This is a genomic window from Paraburkholderia denitrificans (assembly GCF_042655705.1).
GTDB classification, from domain to species: Bacteria; Pseudomonadota; Gammaproteobacteria; order Burkholderiales; family Burkholderiaceae; genus Paraburkholderia; species Paraburkholderia denitrificans.
Map to the genome: position 1 here is coordinate 273,537 of NZ_JBHSMP010000009.1, position 12,519 is coordinate 286,055.

Below are 12,519 nucleotides of genomic sequence, written 5' to 3' on the forward strand. Positions count from 1 at the left end.
TTGATCGGCACTGAATGAATCATATTCGTAACTTCTCGATCATTGCGCACATCGACCATGGCAAGTCGACGCTCGCCGATCGCATCATCCAGTTGTGCGGCGGCCTGTCCGACCGTGAAATGGAAGCCCAGGTGCTCGACTCGATGGATCTCGAGCGCGAGCGTGGCATCACGATCAAGGCGCAGACCGCTGCGCTCTCGTACAAGGCGAGGAACGGCGAGGTCTACAACCTGAACCTCATCGACACGCCGGGCCACGTCGACTTCTCCTACGAGGTGAGCCGCTCGCTCTCCGCGTGCGAGGGCGCGCTGCTCGTCGTCGATGCGAGCCAGGGCGTCGAGGCGCAGACCGTCGCGAACTGCTACACGGCGATCGAACTCGGCGTCGAGGTCGTGCCGGTGCTCAACAAGATCGACCTGCCGGCCGCGAACCCCGAGAACGCGATCGAAGAGATCGAGGACGTGATCGGCATCGACGCGACCGACGCCACGCGCTGCAGCGCGAAGACCGGCCTCGGCGTGGAAGACGTGCTCGAAGCGCTGATCGCGAAGGTGCCGCCGCCCGAGGGCGACCCCGCTGCGCCGTTGCAGGCGCTCATCATCGACTCCTGGTTCGACAACTACGTCGGCGTCGTGATGCTCGTGCGCATCGTCAACGGCACGCTGCGTCCGAAGGACAAGATCAAGCTGATGGCGACCGGCGCGCAGTATCCGGTCGAGCACGTCGGCGTGTTCTCGCCGAAATCGCGCGATCTCGACGAACTGTCGGCGGGGCAGGTGGGCTTCATCATCGCGGGCATCAAGGAACTGGCCGCGACCAAGGTGGGCGACACCGTCACGCACGCGGGCAAGCCGGCCGACAAGCCGCTGCCGGGCTTCAAGGAAGTGAAGCCGCAGGTGTTCGCGGGCCTGTATCCGGTCGAGGCGAACCAGTACGACGCGCTGCGTGAGTCGCTCGAAAAACTCAAGCTCAACGACGCTTCGCTGCAATACGAGCCCGAAGTCTCGCAGGCGCTCGGGTTCGGTTTCCGCTGCGGCTTCCTCGGCCTTCTGCACATGGAGATCGTGCAGGAGCGTCTCGAGCGCGAATTCGACATGGACCTCATCACCACGGCGCCGACCGTGGTCTACGAGGTCGTGCAGCACGACGGCACGACGGTGACGGTCGAGAACCCCGCGAAGATGCCGGAGCCCTCGAAGATCGAGGAAATCCGCGAGCCGATCGTGACCGTGAACCTGTACATGCCGCAGGACTACGTGGGTTCGGTCATCACGCTCTGTACACAGAAGCGTGGTAATCAGATCAACATGCAGTACCACGGCCGCCAGGTGCAGCTCACGTACGAAATCCCGATGGCCGAAATCGTACTCGACTTCTTCGACCGTCTGAAGTCGGTGTCGCGCGGCTATGCGTCGATGGACTACGAGTTCAAGGAATACCGCACGTCCGATGTCGTCAAGGTCGACATGCTGATCAACGGCGACAAGGTCGATGCGCTGTCCATAATCGTGCACCGCTCGCAGTCGCAGTACCGCGGCCGCGAAGTGGCGGCGAAGATGCGCGAGATCATTCCGCGCCAGATGTACGACGTCGCGATCCAGGCGGCGATCGGCGCGCATATCATTGCGCGCGAGAACATCAAGGCGCTGCGCAAGAACGTGCTGGCCAAGTGTTACGGCGGCGACATCACGCGCAAGAAGAAGCTGCTTGAAAAGCAGAAGGAAGGCAAGAAGCGGATGAAGCAGGTCGGCTCGGTCGAAATTCCGCAAGAGGCCTTCCTCGCGATCCTGCGTGTCGAAGACAAATAAGACTGGATAACGGATAACTCAATGAATTTTGCGCTGATCCTTTTTGTGCTCGTGGTTCTCACGGGCATCGCCTGGGTTGCAGACAAACTGGTCTTCATGCCGCGCCGCCGCCTCGCTGCCGATGCGGCCGTCGCCGACTTCGATCGCCAGCAGGCGCGCATCGGCGAGCGCTTCGCCGATGAGAACGCTCCCGTCACGCGTCAGAACCTGCGCAACGACAAGTTGCGCCAGCCGTGGTGGCTCGAATACACGGCGAGCTTTTTCCCCGTGATCCTGATCGTGTTCCTCGTGCGTTCGTTCATCGTGGAGCCGTTCAAGATTCCCTCGGGCTCGATGGTGCCGACGCTGCTCGTGGGCGACTTCATCCTCGTGAACAAGTTCGAGTACGGCATCCGCCTGCCGATCACCAACACGAAGCTCACGCAGGGCAGTCCGCTTCAGCGCGGCGACGTCGTCGTGTTCCGCTATCCGAAGGACGAATCGGTCGATTACATCAAGCGCGTGATCGGCCTGCCGGGCGACGTCATCTCCTATCAGGACAAGCAGCTCACGGTCAACGGAAAGCCCGTGCCCGAGATTGCGCAGCCGGATTACTTCGACGAAGAGCGCATCGGTTACGCGAAGCAGTTCACCCAGGATCTCGGCAGCCGCAAGAACAATATCCTGAATAATCCGGCTGTGCCGCCGTTCATCGTCGGCGCGGAAGATTATCCGTATCGCGACAACTGCCAGTACAACGACCGCGGGATCATCTGCAAGGTGCCGCAGGGCCATTACTTCATGATGGGCGATAACCGCGACAACAGCGCCGATAGCCGCTACTGGGGCTTCGTGCCCGACGCGAACGTTGTCGGCCGCGCGTTCTTCATCTGGATGAACTTCAGCAATCTGAAGCGTATCGGCTCATTCGAGTGACGGCTTGCGCGATTTGCATGCCGATATGCGCATCGTGATGCGGCGATCCGCTTGCGCGATGCGCATGATGTGTTCGCACGCTACTTGAAGAACCCGCGGTAACCCCGCTTGACCACGCTTTTTCACCGACCACCCGGCGTTTTCGCCGGGCCGGGCCGGCGCGTTATACTCTGCCCATGCCCCAATCTCCGTTGGAAAGCCGACTGCGCTACGAATTTCGCAATGCGGAATTACTGCGCCAGGCTTTGACCCACCGCAGTCACAGTGCCACGCATAACGAACGCCTTGAATTTCTCGGCGATTCGGTTCTGAATTGCGCGGTGGCGGCCCTATTGTTCCAACGTTTCGGCAAGCTCGACGAAGGCGATCTCTCGCGCGTTCGCGCAAATCTCGTCAAACAGCAGTCGCTCTACGAAATCGCTCAGGCCCTCAATATTGCGGACGGCCTGCGGCTCGGCGAAGGCGAACTGCGCAGCGGCGGCTTCCGCCGCCCGTCGATCCTCGCGGATGCGCTCGAAGCGATCTTCGGCGCAATTTTCCTCGATGCGGGCTTCGACGCGGCCCAGACGGTCATCAAGCGCCTCTACATCCCGATCCTCGATCACATCGATCCGCGCACGCTCGGCAAGGATTCGAAGACGCTGCTGCAGGAGTATCTGCAGGGCCACAAGATCGCGCTGCCCACGTATACGGTCGTCGCGACGCATGGTGCGGCGCACAATCAGCAGTTCGAGGTCGAGTGCACGGTGCCCAAGCTCGACGTGAAGGTGTCCGGCTCGGGAGCGAGCCGGCGAGCGGCCGAACAGGCTGCCGCGAAGAAGGCGCTCGAAGAAGTGATGGCGGCTGCGCCCGCGGTTGTGGGGAAGCCACGCCGCTCGAAAGGCGCGCGGGCTGCCAAGGCTGAACTCGATGTCGTACCCGGCGTGACGGGCGTGCAGGGCGCACTGGATTTGCGTGCGCCGGAGCGCCGTGAGCGTGCCGCGCGCCAGCCGCTGCCCGGCGAGGCCGGCGACCGCGTGCCGCCGCCGTCGCAAGCTGCGCCACTGGCCGTCATTCGCGCGGCGCATGTGCAGGAGCGTCTTGCGGAGAAAGAGAAGGCCGAAGGCGCTCAATCTGCTCAGTCCGCTCAATCCGCTCAAGCGCGCGAGAAGTCTGCTGACAAATCTGGCGCACCGGAGGCCAGCGCAACGACCGGTCATACGCTGCACCGCACGTCCGCAGCGAAGGCCGATCCCGCTGCCGAAGCGGGCACCACTGCCGCGCTGCCCGCGCGCGCGGCCGACGCCAGCCACTGATCCAGGCCGTGCGCACTCCGCGCACGCGCTGCACCCAACGTTTTCTTTCCCGGTCCGATCATGAACGCTCCCACTTCCACTCCTGCCGGTTTTCGCTGCGGCATGGTCGCGATCGTCGGCCGGCCCAACGTCGGCAAATCGACGCTGATGAACGCCCTCGTTGGGCAGAAGATCAGCATCACGTCGCGCAAGGCGCAGACCACGCGCCATCGCATCACGGGCATCAACACGATCGACGACGCGCAGTACGTCTTCGTCGACACGCCCGGCTTCCAGACCCGCCACAGCACGGCGCTGAACCGCTCGCTGAACCGCGCGGTGACCTCGACGCTGAGTTCGGTCGATGCCGTGCTCTTCGTGATCGAGGCGGGCAGGCTCGGGCCCGACGACCAGAAGGTGCTCGACCTGATTCCGCCGAACGCGCCGACGCTGCTCATCGCCAACAAGATCGACCGCGTGACCGACAAGGCGACGCTTTATCCGTTCATCGAAGAGGTGCAGAAACTGCGCGAGTTCCGCGAGATCGTGCCGCTGTCGGCGAAGAATGCCGACGATATCAAGCACCTGCTCGCCACGCTCAAGCCGTATCTGCCCGAAGGCGAGCCGATCTACGGCGAGGACGATCTGACCGACCGCAGCGAGCGCTTCCTCGCCAGCGAAATCCTGCGCGAGAAAGTGTTCCGCTGGACCGGCGACGAACTGCCGTACACGAGCACCGTGATCATCGACAAGTTCGAGCAGGAAGGGCGCCTGCGCCGCATTTTCGCGACGATTCTTGTCGAGCGTGACACCCAGAAGGCGATGGTGATCGGCCAGAAGGGCGCGAAGCTCAAGCAGATCAGCACCGATGCGCGGCTCGACATGGAAAAGCTGTTCGACGGCCCGGTTTATCTGGAAACCTTCGTGAAGGTGAAGAGCGGCTGGGCCGACAACGAAGCCGGGCTGCGCGCCTATGGGTATGAATGACGGCGAAGCCGTAAGCACTCAAGACGCCTCCGCGTCACTCGAGCCCGCGGACGACGATTCGCTCTCGTCGCGTTCGTCGCCCGCTCGGCCCACATCCGCTGCGCCGCGCCGCAAGCGCACGAGGGCGCAGTCTTCCACGGCGCTCGCCGGTGAAGGCGAGGCCGCCCAGCCCGCCCGCCGCGCAGCGTTGCCGCGCGCGCCGCGCGGCGCATCCGCCGATTTCCGCATCGCCGAGCAGCCCGCCTTCGTGCTGCATAGCTACCCGTATCGCGAAACCAGCCTCGTCATCGACGTGCTGTCGCGCGACCACGGCCGCATCGCGCTCGTGGCGAAGGGCGCGAAGCGGCCGCATTCGGCGCTGCGCGGCGTGCTGCAGACCTTTCAGCCGCTTGCGCTCTCGTGGACCGGCAAGGGCGAAGTGCGCACGCTCACCGGCGCGGAATGGGTCGGCGGTATGCTGCCGCTTACCCGCGATGCGCTGCTCTGCGGCTTCTACGTGAACGAACTCGTCGTGAAGTTCCTCGCGCGCGAGGACTCGCATCCCGAGTTGTTCCGCCACTACGTCGTCACGCTGACGCGCCTCGCGCACGACGAACCGCCCGTGCAGGTGCTGCGCTCGTTCGAGCGCGTGCTCCTGCGCGAGACCGGCTATGCGCTCGCGCTGGACCGCACGGTGAACCGCAAGGCCGTGGTGGCCGATGGGCGTTACGTGTTCGATCCCGAGCGCGGCGTGCGCGAAGCATCGGACGAATGGCCCTCGCAGTGGCCCGTGCTTTCGGGGCAGACGTTGCTCGACATGGAGCAGGACGATTACCATCGTGCACAGACCGTCGCGCAGAGCAAGGCGCTGATGCGTTTCCTGCTGAACACTTACCTTGGCGGCACGCCGCTTGCGACGCGCCAGATCCTGATCGACTTGCAGAACCTATGAGCTTCTTCCTGACTTCGCCTCACGTGATCGACCTCGGTGTGAACATCGATCACGTCGCCACGCTGCGCAACGCGCGCGGCACGGCCTATCCCGATCCGATCCGCGCGGCGCTCATGGCCGAAGACGCGGGCGCGGACGTCATCACGCTGCATCTGCGCGAGGACCGCCGCCATATCGTCGACGCCGATGTGCGCGCGCTGCGCCCGCTGCTGCGAACGCGCATGAATCTCGAATGCGCCGTGACGGCCGAGATGCTCGACATCGCGTGCGAGATCAAGCCGCAGGATGTCTGCCTCGTGCCCGAAAAGCGCCAGGAGCTGACGACCGAAGGCGGCCTCGACGTCGCCGGCAAGTTCGACGCCGTGAGCGCCGCGTGCCGGCAGCTTGCGGACGCGGGCGTGCGCGTGTCGCTCTTCATCGACCCGGACGAAACGCAGATTCGCGCCGCCCACGAGAGCGGCGCGAGCGTGATCGAACTGCACACGGGCCGCTACGCCGAAGCGCACGACGCGGGCGAGCAGGAGCGCGAATACGAGCGCGTCGTGCGCGGCGTGAACTGCGGCATCGGCCTCGGGCTGAAGGTCAACGCGGGGCACGGCCTGCACTACACGAACGTGCAGCAGATCGCGGCGATCGACGGCATTCACGAACTGAACATCGGCCACGCGATCGTTGCGCATGCAATTTTCGCGGGCTGGGAGAATGCGGTCCGCGAGATGAAGGCGATCATGGTCGCGGCGCGCCTCGGCGCACGCGCTTAATTAGTCGCAGCGAGCCGTGGCGCTCACCTGCGCGCTACGTGTGAGCCTTATCGGCTGCTGCGGCCGCATGTACACGAGGAGCATATGGCCATCTACGGCATCGGCACCGACCTCATCCAGGTGAGCCGCGTCGCGGCAGTCATGGAGCGCACCGAAGGTCGCTTCGCGACGCGCGTGCTCGGCCCGGACGAACTGGTGGTCTACGAAGCACGCCGCGCACGCTCGGCCGTGCGCGGGCTCGCCTATCTGGCGACACGGTTTTCGGCGAAAGAGGCGTTCTCGAAGGCGATCGGACTCGGCATGCATATGCCGATGACCTGGCGCGCCGTACAGACCCTCAACGAGCCGAGCGGCAAGCCGATCATGGTCGCGTCGGGCCCGCTCGCACAGTGGCTCGACGAGCGCGGCATCACGATGCGCGTGACGATCAGCGACGAGCGCGACTACGCCGTCTCGTTCGTGATTGCTGAAACCGACTGCCCCATCCGGTGACTGCCCACTGCGCAGCGCCCACCACACAAGACAAATCAATGAAGACAATTCCCGGACCGGTGATGCTCGACGTGGTTGGCCAGACGCTGACCGACGATGACGTGCGCCGCCTTGCGCACCCGATGACGGGCGGCGTGATCCTGTTTGCGCGCCACTATGAGAACCGCGCGCAACTCGTCGCGCTGACCGACGCGATCCGCGCCGTGCGCGACGATCTGCTGATCGCCGTCGATCACGAAGGCGGCCGCGTGCAGCGCTTTCGCACCGATGGTTTCACGGTGCTGCCCGCGATGGGGCGTCTGGGTGCGCTGTGGGACAAGGACGTGCTGCTGGCGACGAAGCTTGCGACGGCCATCGGCTACATCCTCGCGAGCGAGTTGCGAGCGTGCGGCGTCGATCTGTCGTTCACGCCCGTGCTCGACCTCGGCTACGGACAGTCGACGGTGATCGGTGACCGCGCCTTCCATCGCGACCCGCGCGTGGTCACGCTGCTCGCGAAGAGCCTGAACCACGGTCTTGCGCTTGCGGGCATGGCGAACTGCGGCAAGCATTTCCCCGGGCATGGCTGGGCGCACGCGGACTCGCATGTGGCGGTGCCGGTCGACGAACGGCCGCTCGAAGAGATTCTCGGCGAGGATGCCATGCCGTACGACTGGCTCGGCCTCTCGCTCGCGGCGGCCATGCCTGGACACGTGATCTATCCGAAGGTCGATACGAAGCCCGCGGGTTTTTCGCGCATCTGGGTGCAGGAAATCCTGCGCGGCCGGCTGCGTTTCACGGGCGCGATTTTCAGCGACGATCTTTCGATGGAAGCCGCGCGCCAGGGCGGCACGCTGACCGAAGGTGCACGCGCTGCGCTCGAAGCGGGCTGCGACATGGTCTTGATCTGCAACCAGCCGGACGAGGCCGAGAAAGTGCTGGACGCGCTGCGTGTCGCGGAGCCGACGCAAGCCGCGCGCGAGTCGGCCAGGCGCATTCGCCGCCTGCACGGACGCGGCAAGGCGCTGCGCTGGGACAAGCTCGTGGCGGATCCTGGCTATCTCGCCGCACAGGCGTTGCTGCGCAGCGTGATGCCGTGACGTGATGCGGGGCGCTCAACCCGGTGAAGAGATTGGCCGTTCTCTCTTTACCTGGGGTGCCTGGGGTGCCTGGGGTGCCTGGGATGGCGGGATTGGGCGAGAGTAATGGCCCCCTGAATCGCCGCGCGTGCCTGCGGGCTGTTCTTCCAGCAGGTGGCTCCGAGCATTGCCGATGCCTTGGCGACGATATCCAGTGCATTGGCCTGGCTCAAATGCGCCAGCGATTCGAAGCCCATTTGCTCTAGCCTGGCAATCACTGTTGGGCCGACGCCCTTCACGTCGAGTAGCGCTTTACGTTTGTCGAGAGGAAAGGGCATAAGGCGCTCAGTTCAACCGCATCCGCTGCAGCTTGTTGTAAAGCGTTTTCGGACTGATCCCAAGCAGCGATGCTGCGCGATGGCGCGTGCCGCCCACCGCGTCGAGCGTCGCGCGAATCAGCATTTCTTCGACGTCGGCAAGCGGTGTGCCCACCGTGACCTGCACGCGGCCTGTGCGCATGTCATGTGCATTCCCGCCGCTGCCTTCCTCCGCCTGCAGTGTTTCCAGCACCTCGCCCGAGGCTTCGTACGCTTGCCGCACGCGCTCATGCAATTCGCGCACGTTGCCGGGCCAGTCGTAGGCGAGGCATTCGCGAATGAACGAAGGCGCGATCAGCCGCGCGCTGCCGTCGCCGTGCGCATGCGCTTCCTGGTTGAGTTCGTCGATCCATGCCGCGGCGAGCAGCGCGGCGTCGTCGCCGCGTTCGCGCAGCGGCGGCAGCGTGAGCGCCGCCGAGTCGAGGCGCAGCCAAAGCTCCTCGTCGAGCACACCGCGCGCGACGGCTTCGCGCGGAACGGCGCGCGTCGCCGCAATGAGCCGGAAGTCCGTGCCGACTTCGCTGCTGCCGCCTACGCGGATGAAGGTCTGCGAATCGAGTGCGCGCAGCAGCGCTTCCTGTTCGCTGCGCGGCAGGTCCGTGATTTCGTCGATGAAGAGCGTGCCGCCGCAAGCCTGATCGACGAGGCCCGGCTCGCGATGGTCCGCGCCGCCGAACGCGCCGCGCTCGTGGCCGAACAGCAGGCTCGCGAGCGGGCGGCCGCTCGCGGCGTCGGCGCTTGCCGCACGCGCGTCGTGCACGACGAACGGACCCTTGCGGCGCCGGCTCAGTTGATGCAGCGTGCGCGCGGCCATTTCCTTGCCGGTGCCTGCTTCGCCATGGATCAGCATGGCGGATTCCGTGGGCGCAAGCCGTTCGATCGAGTCGTAGACGTGCTGGATCGCGCTGCTGCGGCCGAGCATCGGGCCGAAGCGGCCAATCTGGCGCAGCGCGGTGCGTAGCGTGCGGACCTCTTCGGTGAGTTCGTACGGACGCGGGATGCGTGCGAGCAGGCTGCGCAGGCGCGGGATGTTGACCGGCTTGAGCAGATAGTCCCAGATGCCGTGGCGCAACCCCTCGATCGCGCTTTCGATGGTGGCGTTGCCGGTCATCACGATCACCGGCAGCGCGCCGCCGGGCGGCTGGGCGGGCAGGTGCTGCAGCAGATCGAGTCCGCGGCCGTCCGGCAGGTTCAGGTCGACGAGCACGACGTCGGGGATGACGCGCGTCAGCGCGGCGCGCGCATCAGCGAGCGTGGCGGCGGTGTCGACCGAAAAGCCGTCGGCGGCCAGTATCGCGGACAGACCGGACAGGCTATTGGGATCGTCTTCGACAATCAGTGCGTGTGGCATGGGGAGTACGGCGTGACGGAAGATTGGAGGCGCTTGATTGCGCGGCGCAGTCCGGGTGCGCCGCGCCGCGCTGTGCGCGAAGCGGTACGACTGGATTCAGCGGGCAGAGACGGCGCAGTCAATTCAGATCTGGTCCTCAAGTATGGCGGCGGTGTGCCTGCCGCGCGCCGATGCGGCGGCTGGCGGCAGGCGCAGTGGCTTCCGGGGCAACCCGGTTGCGATGCCTGCTTACGGAGCAGCAGAAACCGTGCCGCGGGCCGCGCCTCGCGCGGATTGCGCCACGCAATAATTGCGCGCGGAAAAATCAGGTAAGGATTTCCTGTGCCACCGACAAACATACACGCTAGCGAAAAAAAGAAAAAGCGCCCCGGGGGACGCTTTTTCTCCGAATCCACCCGCCGCGCATCGGCGCAGCGGGCGTGCGGCGCGCTTAGGCGCGGCTGCGGTATTCGTTCGTGCGCGTATCGATTTCGATCTTGTCGCCGATATTGCAGAAGAGCGGCACTTGCAGCTCGTAGCCGGTGTTCAGCTTGGCTTGCTTCATGACCTTGCCCGACGACGTATCGCCCTTGACGGCCGGTTCCGTGTAGATGATCTCGCGAACCAGCGTGGTCGGCAGTTCGACCGAGATGGCCTTCTCGTTGTAGAACACGACTTCGCAGCCCATGCCGTCCTGGAGGTAGTTCAGGGCGTCGCCCATCATCTCGCCTTCGACTTCGAACTGGTTGTAGTCGGTGTCCATGAACACGTACATCGGGTCGGCGAAGTACGAGTACGTCACTTCCTTGCGGTCCAGCACGACGACTTCGAACTTGTCGTCTGCCTTGTACACGGTTTCCATGCCGGCGCCGGTCAGCAGATTCTTGAACTTCATCTTCACGACTGCGGAGTTACGGCCCGATTTGTTGTATTCGGCCTTTTGCACGACCATGGCGTCGTTACCGATCATCACGACGTTGCCGACGCGGAGTTCCTGTGCGGTCTTCATAAAACAGTCCTGTCCAGATTAAATAGCTTCGAGTGTGCTCGACGGCAAACGTCGCAAGCGGGTTCGGATGGTGCGATTCCGAATCAGGGCGCGGAGCATATTGCTCCTGCTGCCGTGCCCAGAACCGGGTTCTTGCCATCTTGGCGGGCCGTCGCAGTGAATCACTACCGTGAAGCGCTTGCAGTGAATCGCTTGAGACGGCTGCCGTCGGATAACCGCTTATTTTAACTGAGTTTTTGCGAATTCGGCGAGATTTCCGGCGAGGTCGCCGGCTCGTGCGAGTTCGCCCGCCCACGACGCCGCGCGGGCTCTGAATTCCGGCAGATGCGGCGCGACGTCCGCCCAGTCGGGCGTGCCGCGGCCATTCCACGCGTGCCAGAAGCGTTCGAGCGCAGCGCGTGCGGTGGCGCTCAGCGATTGGGCGTAATGATCGAGGGCGGCATCGAGCTTCGGCAGATGGGCGTCGTCGGCCTGCGGGTAGATGTGCCAGACGAACGGCCGCGCGGCCCACTGCGCGCGCACGAACGAATCCTCGCCGCGCACGAAGTTGAGGTCGCTCGCCCACAGCAGCGGGTCGTAGCCACGCTGCTCCGTGAAGGCGAGGCCGTGCGCATGCAATGCGCCAAGCGTCGCGTGCGCACCGGCTTCGAATGCGGGAAGACCGAAAAAGCGCGCGACCGCGCCCGAGATCCGGCCTTGCGGCACGAGCAGCACGATCTGCGTCACACTGTCACGCCACTGCGCAAGCAGGCTGTCGAGCGCCGCGTTTTCGTAGGCGAAGAGCGAGATGACGGTCGCGTCCGGCGCGGGCGGCTTGCCGCCGGTCGCGCGTTGCCACCACGCGGCGCGCACTTTCGCCGATCGCTCGAAGGATGCGCGTGCGGCATCCAGATCGCGTTCCTTGAGCACGCCGCCCGTACCGGGTTGCAACCCCGGAAAGAAGAAGTGCTTGACGAGCGGATAGCGCGGATGCGGCGAGGGGCGCAGATGGAAATCGGCCACCCAATCCTCGGCGCTCAGGTATTCCAGATTGAGCCACACCGGACGCTGCTCGCGCCGCGCCATCGCCATCACGTAGACGGGCGGCAGCTCGCACGCGAACGCCTCGATCACGACATCGGCGATCTGCAGCGTGTCGCCTGCGTGCGCGCGCTCGTGCCAGTGCTCGACGACGACGCCCTCGACGGTCTGCGTCGCGCGTGCGACGTCGAGCGCCGGGCAGAGCTTCGCGAACGCATGCAGATCGTCGACGAACACGCGGACCTGCCAGCCGTGTTCGTGTGCGAGCTGGCGCGCAAGCCGCCAGCACACGCCGATATCGCCGAAATTGTCGATCACGGAGCAGAAGATGTCGCAGGCGATCGTAGAGGGAGCCGCGGCGGATGTGGCGGATTCGGCGGATGGGGCGTTCTGGGGCGCGTCGGTCATGGCGTGGGGCGCGGGTGGTGTCGAGTCGAAGGGTGGTGCGCGTGCGCGCTGTCCGTGGCGGCCGGTTCGACCCGGCACGGAATGATCTAAACTGACAATTCTAAGACACCGTGGGACACACCCGTTAGCTGCACGAACGGCCCTGAGTG

At 65.0% G+C, this 12,519-nt stretch carries 12 protein-coding genes; 8 read left to right on the plus strand and 4 right to left on the minus strand.

All coding sequences use genetic code 11. The features are described 5' to 3' along the window. Positions 1–14: 14 nt before the first annotated feature. The 8 genes from lepA to nagZ all read left to right on the plus strand — a co-directional run bounded on the left by lepA (position 15) and on the right by nagZ (position 8,247). A complete protein-coding gene (gene lepA, locus ACFPTO_RS07195; RefSeq protein ID WP_377710420.1) occupies positions 15–1,808 on the plus strand; it encodes a translation elongation factor 4 in 1,794 nt (597 codons plus the stop codon). Between the two features lie 21 nt (positions 1,809–1,829). Continuing rightward, positions 1,830–2,723 carry a signal peptidase I gene (gene lepB / locus ACFPTO_RS07200; RefSeq protein ID WP_377710421.1) on the plus strand — a complete coding sequence of 298 codons (894 nt, stop codon included), beginning with the start codon at positions 1,830–1,832 and terminating at the stop codon, positions 2,721–2,723. 176 nt (positions 2,724–2,899) lie between these two features. After that, positions 2,900–4,018: a ribonuclease III gene (rnc, locus tag ACFPTO_RS07205; RefSeq protein ID WP_377710425.1), complete on the plus strand. Its 1,119-nt coding sequence runs from the start codon at positions 2,900–2,902 to the stop codon at positions 4,016–4,018. A 60-nt stretch (positions 4,019–4,078) separates the two neighbouring features. Next, a complete protein-coding gene (gene era / locus ACFPTO_RS07210) occupies positions 4,079–4,984 on the plus strand; it encodes a GTPase Era (protein WP_293038522.1) in 906 nt (301 codons plus the stop codon). Further along, positions 4,977–5,915, plus strand: coding sequence for a DNA repair protein RecO (gene recO, locus ACFPTO_RS07215; protein ID WP_377710427.1), 939 nt, complete (start codon positions 4,977–4,979; stop codon positions 5,913–5,915). Before era ends, recO begins: the two co-directional genes overlap by 8 nt. After that, positions 5,912–6,676: a pyridoxine 5'-phosphate synthase gene (gene pdxJ / locus ACFPTO_RS07220; protein ID WP_377710429.1), complete on the plus strand. Its 765-nt coding sequence runs from the start codon at positions 5,912–5,914 to the stop codon at positions 6,674–6,676. The genes recO and pdxJ overlap by 4 nt, the downstream gene beginning before the upstream one ends. Before the next feature lie 84 nt (positions 6,677–6,760). Then, positions 6,761–7,168 carry a holo-ACP synthase gene (gene acpS / locus ACFPTO_RS07225; protein WP_377710431.1) on the plus strand — a complete coding sequence of 136 codons (408 nt, stop codon included), beginning with the start codon at positions 6,761–6,763 and terminating at the stop codon, positions 7,166–7,168. A 38-nt stretch (positions 7,169–7,206) separates the two neighbouring features. Beyond that, positions 7,207–8,247, plus strand: a complete 1,041-nt coding sequence (gene nagZ, locus ACFPTO_RS07230) for a beta-N-acetylhexosaminidase (protein WP_377710433.1) — start codon at positions 7,207–7,209, stop codon at positions 8,245–8,247. Between the two features lie 47 nt (positions 8,248–8,294). On the opposite strand, the gene ACFPTO_RS07235 is transcribed toward nagZ, so the two are convergent. The 4 genes from ACFPTO_RS07235 to earP form a co-directional block, all read right to left on the minus strand. After that, the gene (locus ACFPTO_RS07235; RefSeq protein ID WP_377710435.1) at positions 8,295–8,564 is read right to left on the minus strand and encodes a helix-hairpin-helix domain-containing protein; all 270 of its coding nucleotides are present in this window, start codon (positions 8,562–8,564) and stop codon (positions 8,295–8,297) included. A gap of 7 nt (positions 8,565–8,571) precedes the next feature. Next, positions 8,572–9,954, minus strand: a complete 1,383-nt coding sequence (locus ACFPTO_RS07240; RefSeq protein WP_377710437.1) for a sigma-54-dependent transcriptional regulator — start codon at positions 9,952–9,954, stop codon at positions 8,572–8,574. A 430-nt stretch (positions 9,955–10,384) separates the two neighbouring features. Beyond that, positions 10,385–10,942, minus strand: coding sequence for an elongation factor P (efp, locus tag ACFPTO_RS07245; protein ID WP_377710439.1), 558 nt, complete (start codon positions 10,940–10,942; stop codon positions 10,385–10,387). Positions 10,943–11,161: 219 nt separating this feature from the next. Then, the gene (earP, locus tag ACFPTO_RS07250; protein ID WP_377710441.1) at positions 11,162–12,370 is read right to left on the minus strand and encodes an elongation factor P maturation arginine rhamnosyltransferase EarP; all 1,209 of its coding nucleotides are present in this window, start codon (positions 12,368–12,370) and stop codon (positions 11,162–11,164) included. Positions 12,371–12,519 lie beyond the last annotated feature (149 nt).